The sequence below is a fragment of the Streptomyces sp. NPDC050315 genome, from assembly GCF_040655775.1.
Classification (GTDB): Bacteria; Actinomycetota; Actinomycetes; order Streptomycetales; family Streptomycetaceae; genus Streptomyces.
This window is the reverse complement of record NZ_JBFAKN010000001.1, coordinates 1,277,772-1,301,383: the sequence shown is the minus strand read 5'-3', so window position 1 is coordinate 1,301,383 and position 23,612 is coordinate 1,277,772. Positions and strand designations below refer to the sequence as shown.

Here is a 23,612-nt window from a genome sequence, read left to right as displayed (position 1 = left end):
GGCGGTCGGGGTCTCCTGCTGCTGTCATACCAGCACGTGAGGGCCCACGGTGGGCCAGGAGCCAGATCTGGTATCAGGGTGTCGGGGGCACGCCCGAGGTGCGGGCCGGTGGCGCGCCGGCCTTGCGGGCCGAGCGGGCGGCGGATGCGGCGGCTTCGGTCAGGAAGAGGGAGTCGGCGGCCAGGAAGAAGAGTCCGACGCCGTCGGCGTGCCACTGGTCGATGCGGCAGGGGTCCGGCTGGAACAGGCCGGCCGCGCGTTGGTGCGCCCGGGCCGCTCGTACCACCGAGCACAACGCGGAGTCCAGCGGTTCCCCGGTGGCGCCGGTCGCCATCGAGAGGTCTCCGGGGGCGGTGTAGAGGGCGTCGATGCCGTCCACCGCTGCGACGGCATGCGTGTTACGGACAGCGAGTGGGCTCTCCACCTGGGCCACGAGCAGCAGTTCGTCGTTGGCGCGGGCCGTGTAGTCGGCGAGGTCCTGGTTGTACCAGGAGGCGCGCCCGGGGTAGCCGCTGCGTTCGCCCAGCGGCGGATAGCGGGTTGCGCGTACCGCCCGCTCGGCGTCGGCCGCGGTGTCGATACGGGGGACGACGACGCCGGCCGCGCCGCTGTCCAGCGCGGCGGCGATCAGCTCGGGGCGATTGTCGGCCACTCGTACGAGCGCGGGGCGGCCCGCGACGTCCGCCGCGCGGATCAGGGATTCCACCGCGGTGCGGCCGATCGGGGAGTGCTCCGTGTCGATGCACACGAAGTCGAACCCTGAGGAAGCCACCATCTCCACCACACTCGGTTCCGGGATGGTGCAGAAGGTGCCGATCAGCGGGGTGTCACCGTACGTCAGGCGGTCGCGCAGGTCGGAGCGTGGACGGTTCACTGGTTCTCCTGAAGCTGCGGGCTCTTTCGAAGCCGTACGCGGCGGTGGTACCGGAAGTAGTAGACCGCGCCGAGGACGGCCAGTGTGGGCAGTCCCAGGGCGTCCGCCACGAGCATTTCCGGCACGCGCAGGCCGGTGGCGAGGACCGACAGCAGGGCGATGATGGCCAGCACGGGGACCGCGCGGCCGCCGCGCAGTCTCAGCGTGGAGGCGGGCCGATCGCGGTGGCGCCGGAAGGCCATCAGGGTGAGCAGGATGATGATCCAGGTCGAGATGACGGCGATGCTGGCGAGCGACATCATGAACGAGGCCACGCCGGAGCCCAGAAAGCCGGTGAGTACGGCGGCCAGTACCATCCCCGACGCGGAGGCCAGGACCGCCCGCCGTGGCACGCCGTGGGCATCGGTGGCGGCGAGTGATGCCGGGGCCAGTCCGTCGCTGCCCAGGGAGTGCAGCATCCGGGTGCCGGCGTACAGGTTGGCGTTGGCCGCGGAGAGTGCGGTGATCAGTACCAATGCGTTGGTGACGGCCGCGGCGGCGGGGATGCCGGCGGCCGAGAACATCGTCACGAAGGGGCTGCTCTGGACCGATCCGTTGGAGTTGGCCTGCTGCCACGGAGTGACGGCGAGGATGACGGCCAGGGCGCCGAGGTAGAACAGGCTGAGCCGGAGCATCATCGACCGCATCGCGGTACGCAACGCCCGCGGGGCGTTCTCGGTCTCCGGGGCTGAGATGGCGATGAGCTCGATGCCGGCGAAGCTGAAGATGACCACGGCCATCACCAGCCAGACGGCGATTCCGCCGTTGGGGAAGAAGCCGCCGTGTGCGGTGAGGTTCGAGAGGCCCGTCGCGCGCCGGTCCGGCAGGCCGAAGAAGACGAGCGCGGCGCCGATGACGAGGAAGACCACGATGGCGATCACCTTGACGGCGCTGAGCACCGACTCCAGCGAGCCGAAGGACTTCACACCGGCCAGGTTGACGGCGGCGATGAGCACCGCGAAGATCGCGACGGCGAGGGCCAGGGGGAGCTGCGGCCACCAGTACGTCAGATAGATCGCCGCCGCCACGACCTCGCTGCCCACCGCGAGGATGACGCCGATCCAGTACAGCCAGCGCACGGCGTATCCGGCGAACGGCCCGAGGTAGCGCGCGGCGATGGTTCCGAACGTGCCGCGGACGGGCAGCGCGCTCACCATCTCCGCGAGAGCGAACGCGATCGTGAGCGCGATGACGGCGCCCACGGCGTAGCTGACGAGGACCGCGGGGCCGGCCGTGCCGATCGCCGTGCCGGCGCCGAGGAAGAGCCCGGTGCCCAGGGCCGACCCCAGCCCGAGCAGTGTCATCTGGCGTTGCGTCAGGCCCCGGCGGAGCCCGGTGGCGGTGTCCTCTGCCGTTACCGCGTCCTTCACCATTTCTGCGTCCTTTGCCATTACCGCTGCTCCTCAAGTTGCTTGCGGTGGCCGATCAGCCGTACGCAGACGGTGACGGCCCGGATCGCTTCATCGAGGTCCGTGCGGCCCGCGTAGGTGGGGGCGATGCGGATGAGGTTGTCGTTGGGGTCATCACCGCGCGGATGGGCGGCCCCGGCCGGGGTCAGCCGCACGCCGGCCTCGGCGCACTGCCGTACGACCGCCTTCGCGCAGCCGTCCGGGACCCGGAGGGTGATGAAGTAGCCGCCCTTGGGGTCGGTCCACTCCGCCAGGCCCGTACCGCCCAACTCCCGCTGGAGGATGCGTTGTACGGCCTCGAACTTGGGCCGCAGCAGGGCGCGGTGGCGGGCCATGTGCGCGAGCACTCCGTCCGCGGACTTCAGGAACTGGGCGTGCCGCAGTTGGTTGAGCTTGTCGGGGCCGATCGAGCGCCCGTTGTTGTAGTCGAGCTTCCACTCCACGTTGACCGGGGAGGAGCCGAAGAAGGCGACGCCGGCTCCGGGGTGCGTGATCTTCGAGGTGGAGCCGAAGACCAGCGCCCGGTCCGGGTTGCCATGCCTGGTGCAGGCGCCGAGGATGTCGCCGACCTCCACCTGCTCCTCGGTGAGGTGGTGGACGGCATAGGCGTCGTCCCAGAAGATCCGGAAGTCCGGCGCGGCCGTCCGCATCCGGGCGAGCCGCTGCACGGTCCGGTCGCTGTACGTCACGCCGTCCGGATTGCTGTACTTGGGCACGCACCACATGCCCTTGACGGCCGGGTCCTCGGCGACCAGGCGCTCGACGATGTCCATGTCGGGGCCCTCTTCGGTCATCGGGACCGCGACCATGTCGATGCCGAAGCGCTCGCACAACGCGAAATGCCGGTCGAATCCGGGCACCGGGCAGAGGAACACAACGCGCTCCTCGTCCAGCCAGCGTGACGTACCGCCGGGGACGCCGTTCAGCAGGGCCTGCACCAGGCAGTCGTGGATCAGTGCGAGGCTGGAGTTGCCCGACGCGAGCAGTTGGTCCGCGGGGACCTGCAACAGCGGAGCGAAGATTTCGCGCAGCTCGCGCAGTCCCATGCCCCCGTCTCCGGCGTAGTTGCGGGTGTCCATGCCGTCCCGCGTTGTATGACGGTCGGCCGGCAGCCGGAGCAGCTCCGCGGAGAGGTCGAGCTGCTCGGCGGACGGCTTGCCGCGAGTGAGGTCCAGCGAGAGGCCGCGCGCGACGAGCGCCGCATAGTCCTCCTGGGCGCGGTCCAAGGACGTGGTCAGCGCATCTGTGCCCGTGAGCGTTTCCACCGCATGTTCCCTTCGATCGGCTCTGCGACCGGGCGCGTGAAGACTCGCGTCAGTACTCGTGTGAGGGCTGAGAAGCCCACCGCCCCGGCAGTGGCAGTCATGATGACCGCGGCGCGGACGGCGATCTCCGTTCAGTGGAACGAAAGTCGCGGCTCAGGTTGTGCGGTGGAACGAAGGCGGCAGCGCCCCCCCGACATCACTCGAAGACGCGGAGCTGAAGGGAGAGCGAGAAGCGAACATCCGGGTCGGACAGGTCGACCCCCGCGATCTGCTCAAGACGCGAGAGGCGGTACCGGAAGGTGTTTTTGTGCACGCGGACGGTCTCCGCCGCCTTGGTCACATCGCCGAAGGCATCGAGCCACGCGCGCAGTGTGTCGACCATGGAGCCGCCGTGCTCGGTGTCGTACTCGCGCAGCGCGCGCAACGGACCGCCGGCCACCATGCGCTCATCGGCCATGGCATCGGCCACGCGCAGCAGTATGTGCTCCACCTGTACGTCTTCGAGCGCCGCCACTCGACGGTGCTCGGCAGGGCGGCGCTCGGCGGGCCGGTGCCGTACGACGCGCAGCGCCGCATCGGCCGCCGACCGGGAGAACGCGAGGTCCGTGGCATCGGCGACCACGGTCCCCACGCCCGCGAAGTAGGGCTGCGACGAATCCAGTCGCGCGATGAATTCATCGGCGATCCGGATCGCCTCCCGCTTGCCCGGCTCGTCCGCGCTGCGCAGGGGCAGTACGGCATAGAGGACGGACCCGATGAGCGCTGCCGTCGCCCGCGGACAGATCGGCTTGAGGTACATCGCCAGTGCGTTGGCAGTGCGTTGCTGGTCGGCTTCGACGACGGAAGGGTCCTCGCCCTCCGTAACCCTCGCTCCGAGGGCCAGTACGCAGACGGGCGAGCCCCCGAAGTTCAGCTGCCGGGCGGTCTTCCGCGCGTTCGGCCCACCGTCGAGCAGGCTCAGGACCAGCCCGAGCCGCAGCCGCATCGCGGCATCGGCGCCGAGTCTCGCGCGGAGCATCGTCAGTGCGACGACCTGCGCGGCCTCGATCATGCCCTGCTCGCGTTGCTTCGTCAGCGGCCCCTTGACGACCGCCCAGATCGCACCGAGTGGCTCGTCGCCCGCTCGGATGCGGACGGCCACGCGCGGCATCGCCCCCTCCATCACATCGTCGATGTAGACGGGGCGGTCGGACTCGTGGATGCGCAGGAGCAGGCCGTACTGGCGCTGCAGCTCACCGACGTCCGTCGGCGCCTGCATGCTGAGGATCGTGCGGTGCCGCCCGTCGTCGGCGCCCGACTGGTCGGACGAGAAGGCGATGACGCGGGACGACAGGTCCTCGATCGTCACCGGGGCGTCGAGGAGCGTGGTCAGGGAGTTCGCCAGCTCGAACAGGTCGGTGCCCGTGTTGTGACCGCCGAGCATGAGCTCGTCCGGCGCAACCGTGCTCAGCGCCGAGGTCATCAAGGTCGCCACGTGCAGCCACGAGGCTTCGCGCGCGAGTCCGTAGACCGCTATGGAGGTATCGGCCAGCGCGGCGCGGATCAGGGGCCCGTGCGGGACCGGCTCGCGCAGTACCAGCGCGATGGCGCCGTCCCGGGCGAAGGAGTGGATGGCCGCCGCGATCTCCTCTTGGCTCGCCAGCCCTGCGCCGAGCACGACGGCGCCCGGCGCGACGGCGGGCGGGGCGAGTGCGTCGTACAGCACCACCGAAGTGACCGTCCGGCCGGGATCGGGGCGGCCGGCCCGCAACGACAGCAGCGTCGCACCCAGCCGTTCCACAACCCGTGAAAGGGTCGCCGAGGAGCCGTACTGCGCAGATGCTTCCACGTGCTGCCTGCCTTGATGCCGACGAACTTAATGAACTGCCGCTGCCACATGGACAGTTGATGACCTTGAGGCGGAGTTGCACTGGTGCGTAAGAGGCTATGTACACCGGTGTGCGCAGACCCTACTCTGTGTGGCTCAGCTGGTCCGGGACGACGGGGGGAACGAGAGTGGCTGGTGCTGTCAAGGGACGGGTAGTACTCGCCGTGGTGAGCGGAGTGTGCGTGCTTGCCGCGTGCGGCGGGGGTGGCGAGGGGAAAGCTAAAGCGCCCGGTGAGCGGCATACCGTCGTGTTGGAGGCCACGTCCGACTATGGGCGGCCGATGGAGATCCACTACTTCGGGTACGCGACAGGACCGAAGGGCATAAAGGCGCTCGGCGACAAGGACAAGGGGAAACTGTCGGCGGAGTCGCCCTGGAAGGTGAAGCTCACCATGGAGGGCAAGAAACCCTGGGTGCATCTGATGGCCAATGGGTCCGGCTGCATCGGCCGGGCAACCGGGGGAGATTCCTGCGAAACGGGAGCAATTCCGGAGCGTAAGGACATCAAAGGGACCGGCACCACGACCTGTCGTATCACCATCGACGGCAAGGTCGTCGCCAAGCAGTCGTACACCTACCCCACGATCATTCCGGTCACCTGTATCGCCGGGCGCGGCGGGAAATCGTAGTGAGGGCACATGACTGACAATCCCGACCGCCCCGTACCGCCGGAGAATCCGCCGCCCGACGAGCCTGCTCGCGAGCCCTCGGCCCGGCGTCGCCGATCCCGGCGGGCACTGCTCATCGCGCTTCTGGCCCTCATCGTCGCTGTCGGCGCGACGTTGTGGATCACTATCGGTCCTGACGGTCCCACCTCGTCCTTGCGCGCCGATCTGACCCGGTCCGCCGAAATGCTGCGCAAGGCGCCGGCGCTGCACTACACCGGCACCATCAAGGTCAAGGACCAGAAAGCCGCGAAACTGGACCTGATCGTCAGCAATCCCGGTGACGCACTGGGCACCCTGAAGCCGGCGCGTAACCGCACGCTCGACTACTTGGGCACCGACGGCAAATCGTTCGTACGGGGAGACGCCGACGACTGGAAGTCGCTGGGAATGGCCGACAAGTCCAAGGTGCTCGCGGAAAAACCGCAGATGACACCGCCGGGCCTGTTGTTCTCCCGCGACCTGGCGGCCACCCTGGCGCCGTCGGCGCTGGCAAAGACCCTGCTGATGGAAGATGTCCCTGACGAGAAGATCACCGCGGGTGAACCTGTCACCATTGGCGATCACACCTGTACGCCCATCCACGCCGACGGCATGACCATTTGCCTCGGTGAGGAGCTGGAGGGCGGCGCTCGGTTCGTCGACCGCATTACTTTCCCTGGCTCATCCGCCGTGCTCGACATCGAGGCGATGCCACGGGCTGAGGTGAACCGGTTCTATAGCGCCTTCCCGAAGAAACTTGACACAGCACGCAAAGCGGTGGACCCCCGGGTCGATGTCACCACCCAGATTCTCCGTGACTACAAGGGCGCCTGTGGCCCCACCGCGTGCACCTTTACCGCACGGGTGACCGTCACGCTCCTCGGCGAGACCTCGTCCGTCGATGCCGACCGCGAGGTGCAGGTGAACTACGCGTGGGTCATCGACCGGGACGGCACCTCCGTGCCTCTCGACCGGGACTGCTCCGGTGCCGTCCTGATCAAGTCGGGCCGGTCGAGCGACCTGTCGTGTACTGCTAAGGGCCGCCCGGTCTCGGGCGGCGGCGCCAGCAGCGGTCAGTACCACGGGGAAATCCACACATCCGACATCGCGCTCACCACTGCGGAGTACGAGCGCCTGGTGCGCCGCGCGGCCGACAATCGCGAGAAGGTCGCCGCCCTTCCCGACCTGCCGTCCCCGCGATGACGGGCGGCGAGGGAGCGGCTTCGCGCGGTGGGCACGCAGGGGGCACGCGCGGAGTCTTGGTGCGGGATGTGGTCCGCGATGTCGTGGCGGACATCGCACCCGAGGAGCTGCCCCTGGTGGACGGCCTCGCCGTCCTCGATGACACCGTGGCGGTACGGCGGTTGAGCCGCCGACGCGGGTCTCGCGAGCCGTTGGGGTTCGGCCTGGGTGAAGTCTTCACGTTGGTGACACCGGTGGTATGGCTGGTGCTGGACCACGTGGCCAATAGGGCCGTGGGCACCGCCGTGGACGGCATGACCAACAGGGCGAGAACACTGTGGCGTACGACGTTCCGCAGGCAGTCCGAGCCCGTGACCGTACCGCCGTTGAGCCGTGAGCAGCTCGCGGAGGTACGGCAGCGGGTACTGGAGACAGCAGTACAACGCGGCCTGCCGGAGGAGCGGGCCACCGCGATCGCGGACGCGGTGGTGGCACGGCTGGTCCTGACGGACGATGGTGACGAACCCGGACTCGAACCCGCCCCATGACAGGCGCTGTTGAGAGCGAGGTCGCACCCGCGCGGGCCCGGAGGCGGGAAGGCTTGCGCGCGGGGACGACTCAGCGATTCGTGCTGTTGATCGTGCTGTTCCTCGCGAGTTCGACACACATGATGTCGAACCTGCTACGCCCACTCACCGACCCGAAGGACATGGCCGACGGCTGTGCATTGGCCGCGGGCTACGACCCACAGGCCAACAGCCTGTGGAACCAAATGCTCACCGGCACGCCTGCCTTCGAACACTGCCTCGACGCCAACGCCGGCGGCAGCCTCACCCTGGCGCTGCCGTATCTCGCCACCGCGGCCTTGATGGTCCTGGCCATGGGGCTGTACGCGCTGCTCCCGTACTGGAAAGAACGGTCCGGCCGCGTGGTGCCGGTGGCGAGCATGGACGCCGATGGGGCGCTGCGCGCCGAGTTGGCCCGCTTGCTGGGTGTGGCCGGACTGCGTCGCACGCCCCGTTTCGTTGTGGACCCGACGGCGTATGGGCCGAACGCGATCGTGTACGGGAGGCTGGGCCGGTACACCGTACGGCTGGACGCCGGCCTGGTCATGCTGTTCCGGAAGGACCGGCGGGCATTCGAGGCGACTCTGCTGCACGAGTTCGCGCACATCCGCAACGGCGATGTCGACATCACGTATCTGACCGTCGCGATCTGGCGGGTCTTCGTCGTGGGCGCGCTTGCCCCGTATGCGGTGGTCGCCAGTGGGTATCTGGTATCCACGCTGTCGGAACGCGCGCCGGGGTACTGGTCCGCATCCCTGCCCTTGCTGGTCCGCACCTTGGTCATGTCGGCGTTTCTGGTGGCCCTCACCTATCTGGCGATGGCCGATGTGCTGCGTACCCGCGAGATGTGCGCCGATATCGAAGCGGTCGGAAACCAAGCCGATCGGAGCTACTGGACCCGTCACATCACGGACACGCCGAGGAGCGGGAGCCAGAGCTGGAGCCGGTTGCGTGCGATGGCCAGGGCGGTTCGCGCGGCGCTGCGTACCCACCCCGACTGGTCGGCACGCGCAGCCGCGACGGTGGACCCCGCAGCCGTATTCACTCTCAGCGCGATGCCGATGTTCCTCACCGGTGTGGCAGTGACGATCTTCGGTTACCACCTGAACTTCACGCCGGGGGCCAACGAGCAACTGGTCGACTATGGCACCTGGCCGGCGGCGACGCTGGCCACAGCAGTCGCCGGAGTCGCGGTCTGGCGCAGGGTGACACGCAGCGTCGGCGAGGGTGCCCCGCCCTCCTCCGTCCTCCGGGCGGGACTGCGGGCGGGGTTGTGGGTGGGTGCCGGCTGTCTCGGTGGTGATGTGCTGGTGAGCCAGTCCTTGGGAGACCGGTGGCTGCCGCCATGGCCCCAGGGGTTGTTGCTGGCGGCGGTCGTGCTCGTGCCTGCCGCCGTGTTGTGGTGGACGGGGGCGTGCGCGGTGTTGTGGGCCGATATGCGGCCCGGTCGCCGACGTGTGGCGGCGGTGTTCACGCTGGCCGTCAGCGGCGCGGCGTTGGCCTGGTGGTTTGCGTGGTGGCAGGCCGCCGGCAGAACCTTCGCCGGTGGCTTGCCACTCTCGACCGAGGAAATCCTCGCCGGGCTCTACGGCGACATGCCGCCTTCCACCACCATGGACGTCGTGGCGACGCTGGCGCTGCCCGTCCTGTCCATGAGCAGCTTCGGGTGGAGCGTCTGGCTGACCAGCGCGTTGTGGATCGTTCCGTTGGCCGGACTGGCCCGCCGTCGCCGTGCGTCCGGGGTCCGCGGTATGTCGGCCGGTACCGTGATCGGCCTGCTCGGCGGTGTTGTGGCCGCAGTGGGCCTGATCGTCGTCACCCACCGTGCGCATGAGTCGATCTGGGACGACAAGCAGCCAGTGCTGCAAGCGGTGACCCTCTCCACCGCCTGGTTTTTCGCGATCCTGCTCTGCACCGCCGCCGGTGCGTCGTTCGCCGTTTCCTGTACCGGGCGGGGCAACGCGGCGACGGCGATGGCTGCCGCGGGAACCGCCATGGCCGTTGCCCTTGTCGTACTGTTCGCGGTCACTCAGACCGATGGTTGTGTGCCGCCGCTGGCGACGGTCAAGGAGACTTGCGCGCCGGTCGCCGACGACGACTGGTTCGTGCTGAGTCTCTTTCTGCCTCAACTGCTCGCCATGGCCGGGCTGGCCACGCTGGTCGCCGCGCTGCTGGGCGCGCTCATCACCGCGCCACTACACCGGCGCGAGCGTGGCATCGCCTGCCACCACACTGGCCACGACACTCGGCGTCGGCCCGGTCGGCGCGCTGCTCGCCTGGCCGGGACGACGGTGGCCTGTGCGGTGCTCGTCGGTGCCTCCGCGGCGGGCTACTTCGGCTATTTCCATCAAACGGAGTCGGACGATGCCTCGGCCTCGGACGGCATCGACCGGACCCTGACCGGCCTGTTCAAGGGGCCGGTGTCCACCGAGGTGCGCGACGCGCAGGTATGGGCGTGGTCGTATTTCGGCGGCGGTGACCTGCTTGCGCACTACGCGGAGGACATCGGCGACCTGGACCGCAGTGCCAACACCGATGGCCGCATCGACGTCCGCGCGATGCGAGCGGCTTGCGTCAACTTGCGTCGGCTGCCCGACCGGGCCGCCGCGTACTTCCCGATACCCGACCCCCGCCAGCAGGCAGTATGGTCGGCGGCCCTGGCCAACACCCGTAAAGCGGCCCAGAAATGTGTGACCGGTCTGGACCGAATGGATCAGCGGACCCTCGCGGCGGCTTTCCGGGAACTCCACCCCGTACCGGACCCGGTGACCTGCGTCGCCGATCAGGTGGACCGCGTGGTGGCCAGGGCCCAGCAAGAGCGCGGAATCCGGCCGGAGTCGGTCACCGTGGACCGCCGGCCGGAATCCTGTCCCTGAGACCGCTTACGGGTTCACCACGATGCGGGACTCGTTGTTGGCTAGGTTGGGGTCGAAGGCGCGGACGGGCGGCTCGTAGGCGTCGTTCCAGATGGCAGCGGTGGCGCTGGAGCCGGGGATCACCTCGCCGATGCGGAGGTCGAAGACGAAGCGGTGGGTGGATTCCGTACCGGCTTCGGTCAGGTAGAGGGGCGTGAAGCATCGGTAGCGCGGCGCGCCCAGCTGTTCGCCGCGGTAGCCGCCGGAGGCGGTCCGGGCCTCGCAGTTCTCCGGCTTGGCGGTGACCGTGGTCCCGGCCGGGATGTTCACATCGACCGTAGCGGCCGGGTCACCGGCCGACAGGGAGGCGACCCAGGCCGGTCCGCGGTTCCGCACCGCCACCGACGCCTGCACGGTCTCGCCCGCGGCGCCGGTGATCTGCGAGCCGGTCAGCCGGTAGTCGGCGGTGTTCTTCGCCCGCACGGAGAGTATGCGGTACGGGTCGGTCTCCTCGTCCGTCGCGGGTGCGGGGGAGAGGTTGAGTTCGTCACCGGCTCCGGAGGTGAAGACCTGACCGTGGCGCTGCTCGTCCAGGGCCTGGTCGGAGTAGGGCTGCACCGAGTAGTCGATGCGGTCGAAGAGTGCGTTGTCCTTGGCTCGCAAGCGGAGGGGAAGCGTGTGGTACGAGCCGGGCGCCGCCTTCTCGTCGAGGGTGCAGAGCAGGGTACGGCCGGTGGGAGTGTCGTTGTACTCGCAGTTGGACGGCACCGGGCCGCGCAGCTTCACCCCGCGGGAGGTGAACAGGGTGAGGAGGGTGCGGTCCGCGGTGCGGTTGCCCTTGTTGGCGAGGGTGACCGGGGCGTCGAAGCGCGTGCCGGGGGCCAGATCGGTGACGGACGCGGCCTGGGTCACGCCGAGTGCGGGGCCGTTGCCGACGGCGACCCGCGTCTCGCCCGGCCAGGACGTCATGCCGCCGCCATGGGCGGTGTACCGCACGTACCCTTCACTCGCGTCCGGCGCGTCGGCCTTCGCGGTCAGCTCGATCGCGGCGGCCGGTGCGTAGCCGCCACCGGGCAGTTCGGGGGTGTCGCAGGTGGCGGTGGTGTCCGTCTCGGGCCGGCAGTTCACGGGCCAGCTGACGTCGGCGAACGCGGCGATCTCGGAGACGTCCACGGAGAGCGTGCCGGCAGGCACGGTGGTGTTGGTGTTGTCATGGCTGACCAGGATCGTCAGCGTCTGCGACGGCGCCCCGGAACCGTCCTCGTACGGACCGAGCAGTGTCATCTCGTACGGGTCGGAGTAGACCCACAACATGTCGGAGGCGGCCGCCGCGGGCAGCGCACCGGGACCGAGCACCGCGGCGAAGGCGGCAGTGGAAGCCAGCACGGGCGCGAGCAGGACACGGCGGGTGCGGCGGGGAAGGAACATTTTCTTCACGCGAGCATGACATGTGTAGCGGGCGAAAGGTTGCACGGCTTGGGCGGGGAGATGTCTGCTCAATGTGTTTGTTCATGCGGCTCGGTGGTGGGGTGCGAGCGAGGCACCGTTCGTGCGGGCCAGCTCGCCGAGCCAGTGGGCGCTGGGCTTCGGTGTACGGGTCCGGGTCGTACGATCGACGGCGATGAGGCCGAACTTCGGGCGGTAGCCGAAGACCCACTCGTAGTTGTCGAACGCCGACCAGGCGTGGTAACCGCGTACGTTGATCCCGTCGGCGAGGCACGCCGCGACTCCGGCGATCGCGGTGCGGAGGTAGGCCAGCCGCTCCGAGTCGTCCTCAGTGGCGAGTCCGTTCTCGGTGACAACGACCGGGACACCGGCGATTTCCGCCGCCTCGCGGATGGTCGCCGCGAGCCCCTCCGGGTAGATCTCCTCTCCCATCTGGTTCGTCCGCGCGCCGGCCGGGACCGGGGCGACGCCGTCGGGCCCGAAAACCGTGCGTCCGTACGTCTGAATGCCCACGAAGTCGTCCTCGCGGGAGGCCAGCAGGTAGCGCTCGTTGACCTCGCGCCGGACCGCTTCGGCACGGTCCGCACCGCCGGGAGCCGCCTGGATGTCCGAGTTCGCGAGGGTCCAGCCGACCATCAGGTCCGGGCGGTGTGCCTTGATGGCTGCCGTTCCCCGGCGGTGTGCTGCGAGCTTCACCTCGTAACCGGCCTCGGAAGCGGTGAATTGGAAGGGGGCCACCCGTCGCGGTGCGATGCCGAGGCGTTCGGCCGCGGCCGCCCAGACGGGTACGTCCGCCCGTCGCTCGGGGGCCTCGCCACCGATGCCCAGGGCGGCGAGCAGCAAGGGGAGGTTCGGTTCGTTGAGTGTGCAGGCGACGTCGACGAGGTCGCCGAGATGCGCGGTGACCACGTCGCAGTACCGCGCGAACCGCTCCGGCGTTCCCGGGTCCTCCCAACCCCCGGCAGCGAGGAGCCAGCGGGGTGAGGTGAAGTGGTGGTACGTAACGACCGCTCGGAGGCCGTACTCCCGACACGTTTCCAGGACGCGGCGGTAGTGGTCCAGCGCCGCCGACGAGAAGCGCCCCTCCTCGGGCTCGATGCGCGCCCATTCGAGGGAGAACCGGTAGCTCGTGAGGCCGAGGGATGCGAGGAGCGCGATGTCCTCCCGGTACCGGTGGTAGTGGTCGATCGCATCCCCCGAGGGCTCGGTGAAGGGCGTGTGGGACAGCTGTTCCAGCAGCCATGCGTCGCTGTTGACGTTGTTTCCCTCGACCTGGTGCGCGGCGGTGGCGGCACCCCACAGGAAGCCGTCGGGGAAGGGAGTGGGGGAGGCGGTCATGGGTTCCTCTCTGCGCCGCGTCAGCGGACGCCCTTGATGAAGGTGACGGTGAAGCTGCCCAGCGCGCAGATCGCCGCGGCGCCGAACCACAGCAGTGGGTAGTTGTGTCCGCCGCCGGTCGCGAGGAGCGTCGGCGCGGCGGCGGGAACGATGATGTTCGGAATGCTGAGCGCGAGTGCGATGACCGCTATGTCCTTGCCCGTGTCGCGGGCGTCGGGCAGGACGGCGGCGCACAGTGCCATGTCGACGGTCAGGTACATGGCCTGGCCCATGGAGAAGACGATCCATGCGGCGACGAACTGCGTGAAGGTCGATGAGGTGCCACCGATGACGAGTCCGGCCGCCATGAGCAGCGCGGCGGCGACGACGAACGGCTTGCGGCGGCCGATCTTGTCCGAGGCCCACCCGGAGACGGTGAAGAACAACACGCTTACCGGGGCCGAGAGGAGCGAGAGAGTGCCCGCCTTCTGTCCGGCTTCCCCGATCGACATGTGCAGGCCGTCCATCAGGAAGAAGACGAAGTAGGAGAACATCGCGCTCATCGCGATGCCCGCGAGGAACCGTGACAACCACGCCCAGCCGAAGTCCGGGTGCTTGCGCGGATTGACGACGAATGTCCTCGCGATCCCCTGGAGGTCGAGTGGGGGAAGCTCGTTGCGGTCGCGTACGGGGTCCTTGTAGAGCACCAGCAGCGGGAGGCAGAGGGCGAGCGCGAGCAGGACGGGCGCCGTCATCATGACCAGTGGTACGTCGACGAAGGCAGCCGCCAGGTAGGAGCCGCCCGACATGGCGAAGGCACCGAACATGCCCATGACCCCCATCACCCGACCGCGCTTCGCGTCCGGGAGTCCTTCGACGGGGATCGTGCTGTACGCGTTGAAGGCGGCCTGTGCGGCGATGATCGCGACCACGTAGGCCACGACGATCACGGGGATCGATGAGACAGCGCCGATGACGGCGGTACCCAGCAGTGCCGCGACGAGACAGCCGAGGATCCAGGGGCGCCGCCGGCCGAACCGGCTGGTCGACCGGTCCGAGAGAGCGCCGGCGAGCGGGACGGCGATGAGGAGCGCAAACGCGCTGACCGAGACGGCGAGGCTGTAGCTGCTCTCCTTCGCGTCCGGGGCGATGCTCGCCAGGCGCAGCGACAGGGCGGTGCTCAGGGTGAGCACCATGATGTACATCCCTGCCGCCGCGGCGAGGACGAGGGCGATCGTCCGGCGCGTGGGTCCTGCGGGCGCCGGGATGTGTGCGGGTCGCGCCACAACAGTGTGCGGTGCGGGTGTGGAGTCACTCATGGAGCCACTCATGGATTCCTCCTTCGGCGCCTGGCGCCGCGCCGGGCCTTGGGTGAGGACCGTAGGTCAACCTGAACCAGAGTGGAATATGTTGAGGCCAACTTTTTGACCAATGTGGAAAAGAAAATGGTGGGATAGCCTCACGTACAGCCCGCACGGGCCAGCAGAAGGAACTGAGGGGAGGGGAGGCTGGGATGGCAGAGGCGACACGTACCTCCGCCCGCAGCCGCAAGCGGGCCCCGTACGCCAACGGGGAGCGCAAGCGCGCCGAGCTCGTCGACGCCGCCTTCCGGGCGTTCGCGGAGCAGGGCTACCAGAGCCTGTCGGTCCGTCAGCTGGCGGAACTCATCGGGACGAGCCACACCCTGCTGCTGCACCACTTCGGCTCCAAGGAAGCACTCCTCGAAGCGGTGCTCGTACGCCGCGAAGAGCTCGAAGGTCCGTGGCGTCAGGGGCTCATCGACGATCGTGGCCTCTTGGCGGCCGTGCCCGAGGTCATGCGTCACAACGCGGGGATCCGCGGCGTCATCCAGCTCGATGTGACCCTGCGCGCCGAGGCCGACCGGCCGGACCACCCGGCCCGTGCGTTCATCCGCCGCAGGGACACCGATTTCGTTCGCTCGATCCGCTCCGAATTGGAGCGCGAGCTCGGCGCCGGCCGCCTCAAGCCGGGGCTCGACCTGGGCATCCTCGCCCGCCAGATCGTGTCCCTCATCGAGGGCATCCAGATCGCCTGGCTCTACGACGACTCGATCGACATGGCCGCCCACCTCGAAGCGTTCATGGAGCTCATCAGGAACCCGCAGTGAATCAGGGGCGCTTGGTCCCTGGCGGTATCGTCAGCCGCCCCTGGTCGCCGAAAGCGGAAGCACGATGAACGACACAGTCCGGCGAGCCCGAGGAAATCGGCCTCGATGAGCTCCTTGAGTTCAGTGAGGCACGGTTGACCGAGTAGGCAGCTCCGTCTCCAGTGCGTGTTCGCGGACGTGGTCCAGGGCCCGGCCGAGTGCGCCTACGGAGACGATCTCGTCGCCGAATGCCGAGGCGACGACCTCGGGGAGCGGTGGGTGGGCGTGCTGCGACAGGTCGCGTTCGATGACGCGGAGTACCGGGGCGCAGGAGGCGGCGGGGGCGCCGGCGAGGATGACGCGTTCGGTGTCGAGGAGGGCGGCGAGGGCGCTGATGATGCGGGCGAAGCGGGTGCCGAGGCGTTCGACCACTTCGGTGGCGAGGGGGTCGGCGGCGGCCGCGGCCGTGAAGACGGCCTCGGCGTCGATGTCCTCGGGGGCCCGCTGACGGAGGAACGACGCGGGGTGGGCCTCGGGGTCGCGTAGCGCTTCCCTCGCCCACTGCCGGGCCAGTTTGGCCAGGCCGTCCGCGTTGCCCACGCCTTCCAGCAGGTCGAGGAAGCGCATCTCGCCCGCGCCGCCGCGGGCGCCGCGCAGAAGATGGCCCTCCTCCACGATGCCGGCGCCGAGCCGCTCGCCGGTGAGCACGGCGACGTAGTTCTTGAGCCCGTGGCCGGCGCCCTGCCAGCCCTCGGCCAGCGCCGCGAGATTGGCATCGTTGTCGACGAGCACGGTCCATCCGTGACGTTGCGTCAGGTGCTGGGCGATGTCCGGGTTCATCCGCTCCCAGAACTCGTTGACCGTGCCGACCGTGCGTCCTTCGGCGTCGACGGGGGCCGGGACGCCGACGGCCACGGCCAGTACTCGATCGGGCGTGACCGAGGCCGCCGTCAGCGCCTCGTGGATCGTCCGGTCGAGCACGTCGAGGCGCTCTTCGGGAGTGTGCTCGGGGCTGGAGAAGGCGCGGTCCTGCCGGGCGAGCGGGTGGCCGTGCAGATCCGCGACCGTGACGCGGGCCATCCGCTGACCACAGTCGACGCCCACGATCACCCCGGCCATCGGCTGGAAGGAATAGCGCCGCGCCGGGCGGCCCAGACGGTAGCCGCCGTGCTCGCGTTGGTTCTCCACCTCGTGGATCCAGCCGCGCTGGGTCAGGTCCTCGCACACGTCGTGGACCGTGGCCCGGGTCAGGCCCGTCGAGGCGATCAGGTCGGAGCCCGTGACCGGCTCCGCGTCCCACATGCAGTGCAGCACGGCGCGGAGATTGGCCTCCCGGATCTGCCGTGTCGACGCCGACGACTTTGTCTCCACCAACCCCTTGACCCCCTTCGGATGCCCGCCTAGCTTACAGCCAGTTAATAAATCTAGTACCTAGATTTAATGCCCATCGAAAGGGATTCGCGATGGTGGACACGGATCAGCTGGTGGACACGGGGCAGTGGTGGCGGCAGGCGGTCGTCTACCAGATCTATCCGCGCAGCTTCGCCGACGCCAACGGCGACGGCATCGGCGACCTCCCCGGGATCGCCTCCCGCGTGGACCACCTGCGCGACCTCGGCGTCGACGCGGTCTGGCTCAGCCCGTTCTACCCCTCGGCGCTCGCCGACGGCGGGTACGACGTCGACGACTACCGGGACGTCGACCCCCGTATCGGCACCCTCGGCCAGTTCGACGAGCTCGTCACCGTCCTGCACGACGCGGGCATCCGGGTCATCGTCGACATCGTCCCCAACCACACCTCCAACCGGCACCGATGGTTCCGCGAGGCGCTCGCCGCCGGGCCCGGCTCCCCGGCCCGCGACCGCTACATCTTCCGCCGCGGCAACGGCCCCCATGGCGAGGAGCCGCCGACCGACTGGACCGCGGCCTTCGGCGGATCCGCCTGGGAGCCGGTGGGCGACGGCGACTGGTACCTGCACCTGTTCGCCCCCGAGCAGCCGGACCTCAACTGGGACAACGACGAGGTGCGCGAGGACTTCCTGACGACCCTGCGCTTCTGGGCCGACCGCGGCGTCGACGGCTTCCGGGTCGATGTGGCCCATATGCTCGTCAAGGATCTCTCCGAGCCGCTGCCCGGCCAGGACCAGCTCGACTCGGACGGCATCCCCGACGGCGCCCACCGCCTGCAGGACCGCGACGAGGTGCATGAGATCTACCGCCAGTGGCGCGCGGTGTTCAACGAGTACGACCCGCCGCGCACCGCCGTCGCCGAGGCATGGGTGCCCACGCACCGCCGCCCCCGCTACGCCTCACCGGACGGGCTCGGCCAGTCCTTCAACTTCGATCTGTTGCGTTCCGAGTGGGACCCGGCCGCTTTCCGCCGGATCATCCAGCAGAACCTCGACCTCGCTCAGACTTCCGGCTCCTCGTCCACCTGGGTCTTCTCGAACCACGACGTCGTACGCCACGCCACCCGCTACGCCCTGCCGAACGGCACCGACCTGCGCGCCTGGCTGCTCAGCGGGGGCACGGACCCGCTGCCGGACCTGGCACAGGGACTGCGGCGCGCCCGCGCCGTCACCCTGCTCGCCCTCGCACTGCCCGGCTCGACCTACCTCTACCAGGGCGAGGAGCTGGGCCTCTTCGAGGTCGCCGACCTGCCGGCCGAGGCCCTGCAGGACCCCACCTGGAAGCGCTCGCAGGGCACCGAGAAGGGCCGGGACGGCTGCCGGGTCCCGCTGCCGTGGACGGTGGACGGACCGTCGTACGGATTCGGGCCGGGCGGCGCGCATCTGCCCCAGCCGGACGGCTTCGCCGAGCTCTCAGCCGAGGCCCAACAGGCCGACGCCGAATCGACGTTGAGCTTTTACCGGCGTGCCCTCGCGGAGCGCCGGGGTCTGCAGACCACCGAGTCGCTGACGTGGGTCGACGACAAGCCTGAGGTCGTCCACTTCCAGCGCCCCGGTGGCTGGGTCAGTGTCACCAACTTCGGCACCTCGCCGGTGCCCCTCCCGCCGGGCCGCACCGTTCTCGCCAGCGGACCGCTCGACGGGCCGCTGCTCCCGCCGGACACGACCGCCTGGCTGGTGCCGTCCGCCGCGGCGGAAACCCACTCGGACCTCACCGACTGAGGAGAACGGCCATGCGCACCACAACAGCCATGCGCTCCAGAACGGCCACGCGCGCCACAACGGTGTCGCAGCACTCCCTCTCCCGCCGCGGCCTCCTGCGGCTCGGCGGCGCCCTCGCGGGTGCCGCCGCGGGCGGCGCACTGCTCGCCGGATACGCCTCGTCCGACAACCGCCGCACCACCATCCGCTTCCTCCAGAACAAGCCCGAGGCCATCCCGTACTTCGATCAGCTGATCGAGCAATTCCACCGCGCGCAGTCCGAGGTGTACGTCGTACACGACTCCACGCCCGCGGCGCTGACCCCGCAGTTCGCCCGGGGCACCCCTCCCGACCTGGGCTGTTACAACTACAACCTGGAGACCTCGAACTTCCTGGCCCGCGGTGAGCTGTCGGACCTCGGGCGACTCCCGGAGGCCCGCCGGATCGACGCCGAGGTGCAGGACCTCGTGGGGCAGTACGCGCAGTACAAGTCCGAGACCAGCGTGCTGCCGTACTCCGTCACCGCGGCGGGCGTCATCTACAACAAGGACCTCTTCGAGAAGGCCGGCGTGGAGATTCCGCGCACCTGGTCCGAACTGCTGAGGGCATGCAAGACGTTCAAGGCCCGGGGCATCGTGCCCGTCCTGCAGACGTACAAGGAGACCTGGACGCTCGCCCAGGGCCTCTTCGACTACGTCTCGGGCAGCGCCCTCGATGTCGCCGCATTCTTCACCCGGCTCAAGGAGCTCGGGCCGAAGGCCGGTCCGGGGGCCGAGGTGTCCTTCGGCAAGGACTTCAAGGACGCCGTCGAGAAGATGCTCGTCCTCGCGTCGTACACCAACACCGATGCCCCGAGCCGTACTTACTACGACGGCAACGTCGCCTTCGCGCACGGCAAGGCGGCGATGTACCTCCAAGGACCGTGGGCCATCGGGGAGGTCGAGAAGATCAACCCGAAGGCGCGGCTGGGCACCTTCGCCCTGCCGGCGACCGAGGACCCCGAGGACGTCAAGGTACGGGTCAACCTCGACCTCGCCCTGTGGATACCCAACGCCTCCTCGGAACACAACGCGGCCACGGCGTTCCTGCGGTACCTGATGCGGCCCGAGGTGATGGACGCCTACAACGCGAAGCACCTCGCCTGGTCCCCGACCAGGAACGCACCCGCGATGCGCGACGAACGGGTGGCCGGCATCCAGTCGTACGTCGATGCGGGCCGCTTCTACCAGGGCGCCGGGACCTACTTCCCGGGCGCCATTCCCTTGGGCAACTACCTGCAGGAACTGCTGATCGGCGGCAACGCCGACGCGTTCCTGCGCAAGCTCGACGACGACTGGGCCCGGTACGCCCAGCGCAGCCTGTGACGTGGTGACCCGGAAGGAAACACAACGATGAGCGCACCGGCAGCGATAAGAACCCGCCCTGCCAGCACCACCGCACCACCGCGCCCGGCCACCGCGCGGCGCCGCAAGGCCGACCGGACCTACTACCTGATGCTCGTCCCCGCCGTCCTGCTGTTCACCGTGTTCATCTCGCTGACCGGCCTGGTGGGCATGTTCTACAGCCTGACCAACTACGCGGGCTTCGGTGACTGGAAATTCATCGGCCTGCGGAACTACACCTCGATGCTGGGTGACCCGCGCATCCTGGAGTCGTACGGCTTCACCATCTGGTTCGCGGTGGTCACAACAGTGGTGGTCAACGCCGTCGCCCTGCTGCTGGCCATCGGCCTCAACGGCCGGATCAAATGGAAGACGGGCCTGCGCGGGATCTACTTCATCCCGATGGTGATCTCCGGCATCGTCATCGCCTACGTCTTCAATTACCTCTTCTCCACCGCGGCCCCGGCACTCGCGACGCAACTGGGCTGGACCGCCGGACAGAGCAGCATCCTCGCCAACGAGAACTGGGCGTGGCTCGCCGTGGTCATCGTGACGGCCTGGCAGGCCACACCGAGCGCCCTGATCATCTATCTGGCCGGCCTCATGGCCATCCCGAAGGAGGTGTACGAGGCGGCCGAACTCGACGGCGCGGGCGGCTGGCGGCGGTTCCGCAGTATCACGTTCCCGCTGCTCATCGGCTATGTCGTGATCAACACCATCCTGGGATTCAAGGGCTTCCTCAACGCCTACGACATCATCGTCGGCCTGACCAACGGCGGCCCCGGCACCGCCACGATGAGCGTTGCCATGACCATCTTCAGTGGTTTCGACGGTGGCGAGTACGCCTTCCAGATGGCCAACGCCGTGGTCTTCTTCGTCTTCACTCTCGCTGTCTCCCTGCTCCAGCTGCTGTTCGTGCGCAACCGCGAGGTGAACCTGTCATGACGGCACTCGACCCCACGATCACCCCGCGCGCGGAGGGGCACCTCAAGGCCCCGAAGGAAGAGCACCGGATCAACTGGGTGCAGACCGGCCTGCTGGTCCTGGGCACCCTGGCGGTGCTGATCCCGATCTACTTCGCGATCACCATGTCGCTGAAGACCGGCCGGCAGGCGGCGTCGGGAACCGGACTCGATTGGCCCGCACCCTTCGAATTCGGCAACTTCGCGGCCGCCTGGGAACTCACCAACTTCCCCAGAGCCTTCGCCGTCTCGCTGACGATCAGCGCCCTGGCGGTGGCCGGCCAGCTGATCGTCTCCTCGCTTGCGGCATACGCGATCGCGCGCAACTGGCATCGCCGGCTGTTCCGTTGGTCGTACTTCTACCTGCTGGCCGCGATGTTCATCCCGTTCCCCGTCGTGGCGCTGCCGCAGGTGAAGCTGACGTCCATGGTGGGCCTGGACAACCCGTTCGGCGTTGCCGTACTGCACATCCTGTTCGGCATCTCGTTCAACCTGCTCCTCTACACCGCGTTTCTGCGCTCGGTCCCGTACGAACTGGAGGAGAGCGCACGCATCGACGGATGCACCACCTGGCAGACCTTCTGGAAGATCATCTTTCCGCTGCTGGCCCCGATGAATGCCACCGTCGGCATCTTCGCCTTCCTGATGTCGTGGAACGACTTCATGATGCCGTCACTGATCATCGGCGACCCCTCGCTGCAGACCATCCCGGTGGTACAGAAGATCTTCCAGCTCAAGTTCTCCTCGGACTACAACGTGGCCTTCGCCTCGTACCTGATGGCCATGGCGCCCACACTCATCGCGTACCTCTTCGCACAGCGTTGGGTCATGTCGGGTGTCACTCGCGGCGCCATCAAGTAGCGCTCCGGTTTCCTTTCGTCTTCCCGTCCCGCACCCCTTACAGGAGCTCGGCATGCCCGATACGACCACCGATTCCGCCGGCCGCGACTGGTGGAAGAACGCCGTCGTCTACCAGATCTACCCCCGCAGCTTCGCCGACACCGACGGGGACGGGCTGGGCAACATCGCCGGTATCACCTCTCGGGTGCCCTACCTCGCGCAGCTGGGCGTCGACGCGGTCTGGCTGAGCCCGTTCTACCCGTCCGCGCTGGCCGACGGCGGGTACGACGTCGACGACTACCGTGATGTCGACCCGCGCCTGGGCACGCTCGACGACTTCGACACCATGGTCGAGGCGCTGCACGGGGCGGGCATCAAGGTCATCGTCGACATCGTGCCCAACCACACCTCCGACCGGCACGAGTGGTTCCGGGCGGCCCTCGCGGCAGGGCCCGGCTCGCCCGAGCGAGCGCGTTACCTCTTCCGCGACGGCCTCGGGCCCGACGGAGAGCGGCCGCCGAACGACTGGGAATCCGGCTTCGGCGGCCCCGCCTGGGAGCCGGTCGGCGACGGACAGTGGTACTTCCACCACTTCGCCAAGGAGCAGCCGGACCTCAACTGGGACCACGATGAGGTCCGCGAGGACTTCCTGAAAACCCTGCGCTTCTGGTCCGACCGGGGCGTCGACGGCTTCCGCGTCGATGTCGCCCACGGCCTGGTCAAGGACCTGTCCGAGCCCTTCGCCCCCTGGGCGGAGGTCGCGGCGGTGGATCAGCACACGGACGGCTCGCACCCCCTGTGGGACCGCGACGGGGTGCACGAGATCTACGCCGAGTGGCGCCGGGTCTTCGACGAGTACGAGCCGCCGCGCTTCGCCGTCGCCGAGGCATGCGTCCACCCCACCCGGCGGGCCCGTTACGCCTCGGCGAAGGGCCTCGGTCAGGCGTTCAACTTCGAGATGCAGGACGCGGGTTGGCGGTCCGCGGACTTCCGCACGGCCATCGACTCGGGGCTGGCCCAGACCCGGGAGAGCGGCTCGACCACGACCTGGCTCCTGGGCTGTCACGACTCGCCGCGGGTGGCCACGCGGTACGGGCTGCCCGCGCACCCGCAACGCTCGGCCGTGCAGGTGGCCCACCAGTGGCTGCTGACGGACGGTACCGAGCCCGCACTCGACCGCGCCCTCGGCGAGCGGCGCGCCCGAGCCGCGGTCCTGATCAACCTGGCGCTGCCCGGCTCGACGTACATCTACCAGGGCGATGAGCTGGGGCTGCACGAGGTCGGGGACCTGCCGCCGGAGGTACTGGAGGACCCGATCGCCACCCGGTCCGGCGGGCGCGAGAAGGGCCGCGACGGGTGCCGGGTACCACTGCCGTGGACGGCGGACGGGCCGTCCTTCGGCTTCGGGCCCGGGTCGGCGCGCCCGCCACAGCCCGCGTGGTTCGCCCGGCACGCCGCCGCGCTCCAGGCCACCGCCCCGGACTCCACGCTGAGCCTCTACCGCCGGGCCATCCACCTGCGCGCCACGCTGAACACCAGCGCGGACTTCACCTGGATCGACACCGCCTCGGCAGACGTCCTCCACTTCCGACGCGCCGACCAGGGCCCCGACCAGTGGCACTGCATCGCCAACTTCGGCAACGAGCCCGTACGCCTGCCGGAAGGCGAGCTCCTGCTCAGCAGTGCGCCCATAGAAGGGGAACTGCTCCCCGGAAACACCACGGCGTGGCTGCGCGCTCGGTGA

18 protein-coding genes are annotated in these 23,612 nt (G+C 69.0%); 10 read left to right on the top strand and 8 right to left on the bottom strand.

Annotation, left to right across the window (positions count from 1 at the left end; translation table 11 throughout):
• Window positions 1-73: 73 nt before the first annotated feature.
• From AB0I82_RS05700 to AB0I82_RS05685, 4 genes are all read right to left on the bottom strand, one after another.
• Complete coding sequence (locus tag AB0I82_RS05700; protein ID WP_363255795.1) at window positions 74-874, bottom strand: aldolase/citrate lyase family protein; 801 nt, start codon at window positions 872-874, stop codon at window positions 74-76.
• On the bottom strand, window positions 871-2,304 hold the full coding sequence (locus AB0I82_RS05695) for an amino acid permease (RefSeq protein ID WP_363255793.1): 1,434 nt from the start codon (window positions 2,302-2,304) through the stop codon (window positions 871-873). The genes AB0I82_RS05700 and AB0I82_RS05695 overlap by 4 nt, the downstream gene beginning before the upstream one ends.
• Entirely contained in the window at window positions 2,304-3,587 is a 1,284-nt protein-coding gene (locus AB0I82_RS05690; protein WP_363255792.1) for an aminotransferase, read from the bottom strand. The genes AB0I82_RS05695 and AB0I82_RS05690 overlap by 1 nt, the downstream gene beginning before the upstream one ends.
• A gap of 196 nt (window positions 3,588-3,783) precedes the next feature.
• Window positions 3,784-5,367: a helix-turn-helix domain-containing protein gene (locus AB0I82_RS05685; RefSeq protein ID WP_363255791.1), complete on the bottom strand. Its 1,584-nt coding sequence runs from the start codon at window positions 5,365-5,367 to the stop codon at window positions 3,784-3,786.
• 368 nt (window positions 5,368-5,735) lie between these two features.
• Between AB0I82_RS05685 and AB0I82_RS05680 the strand changes: the two genes are divergently transcribed.
• From AB0I82_RS05680 to AB0I82_RS05665, 4 genes are all read left to right on the top strand, one after another.
• Entirely contained in the window at window positions 5,736-6,083 is a 348-nt protein-coding gene (locus AB0I82_RS05680; protein ID WP_363255789.1) for a hypothetical protein, read from the top strand.
• A 9-nt stretch (window positions 6,084-6,092) separates the two neighbouring features.
• A complete protein-coding gene (locus tag AB0I82_RS05675; protein ID WP_363255788.1) occupies window positions 6,093-7,304 on the top strand; it encodes a hypothetical protein in 1,212 nt (403 codons plus the stop codon).
• 59 nt (window positions 7,305-7,363) lie between these two features.
• The gene (locus AB0I82_RS05670; protein WP_363255787.1) at window positions 7,364-7,831 is read left to right on the top strand and encodes a hypothetical protein; all 468 of its coding nucleotides are present in this window, start codon (window positions 7,364-7,366) and stop codon (window positions 7,829-7,831) included.
• An 80-nt stretch (window positions 7,832-7,911) separates the two neighbouring features.
• The gene (locus tag AB0I82_RS05665) at window positions 7,912-10,725 is read left to right on the top strand and encodes a M56 family metallopeptidase (RefSeq protein WP_363255786.1); all 2,814 of its coding nucleotides are present in this window, start codon (window positions 7,912-7,914) and stop codon (window positions 10,723-10,725) included.
• Window positions 10,726-10,731: 6 nt separating this feature from the next.
• Here AB0I82_RS05665 and AB0I82_RS05660 read toward each other — a convergent pair whose 3' ends face one another.
• The 3 genes from AB0I82_RS05660 to AB0I82_RS05650 form a co-directional block, all read right to left on the bottom strand.
• Window positions 10,732-12,132 (bottom strand): hypothetical protein, encoded by a 1,401-nt coding sequence (locus tag AB0I82_RS05660; RefSeq protein ID WP_363256090.1) that lies wholly within the window; start codon window positions 12,130-12,132, stop codon window positions 10,732-10,734.
• An 81-nt stretch (window positions 12,133-12,213) separates the two neighbouring features.
• Complete coding sequence (locus tag AB0I82_RS05655) at window positions 12,214-13,488, bottom strand: family 1 glycosylhydrolase (RefSeq protein ID WP_363255785.1); 1,275 nt, start codon at window positions 13,486-13,488, stop codon at window positions 12,214-12,216.
• Window positions 13,489-13,508: 20 nt separating this feature from the next.
• Complete coding sequence (locus AB0I82_RS05650) at window positions 13,509-14,798, bottom strand: MFS transporter (protein ID WP_363255783.1); 1,290 nt, start codon at window positions 14,796-14,798, stop codon at window positions 13,509-13,511.
• Window positions 14,799-14,980: 182 nt separating this feature from the next.
• On the opposite strand from AB0I82_RS05650, the gene AB0I82_RS05645 reads away from it, so the two are divergent.
• Window positions 14,981-15,595, top strand: coding sequence for a helix-turn-helix domain-containing protein (locus AB0I82_RS05645; RefSeq protein ID WP_363255782.1), 615 nt, complete (start codon window positions 14,981-14,983; stop codon window positions 15,593-15,595).
• Between the two features lie 120 nt (window positions 15,596-15,715).
• On the opposite strand, the gene AB0I82_RS05640 is transcribed toward AB0I82_RS05645, so the two are convergent.
• Window positions 15,716-16,945, bottom strand: coding sequence for an ROK family protein (locus AB0I82_RS05640; protein WP_363256089.1), 1,230 nt, complete (start codon window positions 16,943-16,945; stop codon window positions 15,716-15,718).
• A gap of 92 nt (window positions 16,946-17,037) precedes the next feature.
• On the opposite strand from AB0I82_RS05640, the gene AB0I82_RS05635 reads away from it, so the two are divergent.
• Genes AB0I82_RS05635 through AB0I82_RS05615 form a run of 5 tightly spaced genes read left to right on the top strand, consistent with a single transcriptional unit; the run spans window position 17,038 to window position 23,612 of the window.
• Window positions 17,038-18,705 carry a glycoside hydrolase family 13 protein gene (locus tag AB0I82_RS05635; RefSeq protein ID WP_363255781.1) on the top strand — a complete coding sequence of 556 codons (1,668 nt, stop codon included), beginning with the start codon at window positions 17,038-17,040 and terminating at the stop codon, window positions 18,703-18,705.
• Window positions 18,706-18,716: 11 nt separating this feature from the next.
• Window positions 18,717-20,048: an extracellular solute-binding protein gene (locus AB0I82_RS05630; RefSeq protein ID WP_363255780.1), complete on the top strand. Its 1,332-nt coding sequence runs from the start codon at window positions 18,717-18,719 to the stop codon at window positions 20,046-20,048.
• Between the two features lie 27 nt (window positions 20,049-20,075).
• The gene (locus AB0I82_RS05625; protein ID WP_363255779.1) at window positions 20,076-21,011 is read left to right on the top strand and encodes a sugar ABC transporter permease; all 936 of its coding nucleotides are present in this window, start codon (window positions 20,076-20,078) and stop codon (window positions 21,009-21,011) included.
• Window positions 21,008-21,889, top strand: a complete 882-nt coding sequence (locus AB0I82_RS05620; protein ID WP_363255778.1) for a carbohydrate ABC transporter permease — start codon at window positions 21,008-21,010, stop codon at window positions 21,887-21,889. The genes AB0I82_RS05625 and AB0I82_RS05620 overlap by 4 nt, the downstream gene beginning before the upstream one ends.
• A 52-nt stretch (window positions 21,890-21,941) precedes the next feature.
• A complete protein-coding gene (locus tag AB0I82_RS05615; RefSeq protein ID WP_363255777.1) occupies window positions 21,942-23,612 on the top strand; it encodes an alpha-amylase family glycosyl hydrolase in 1,671 nt (556 codons plus the stop codon).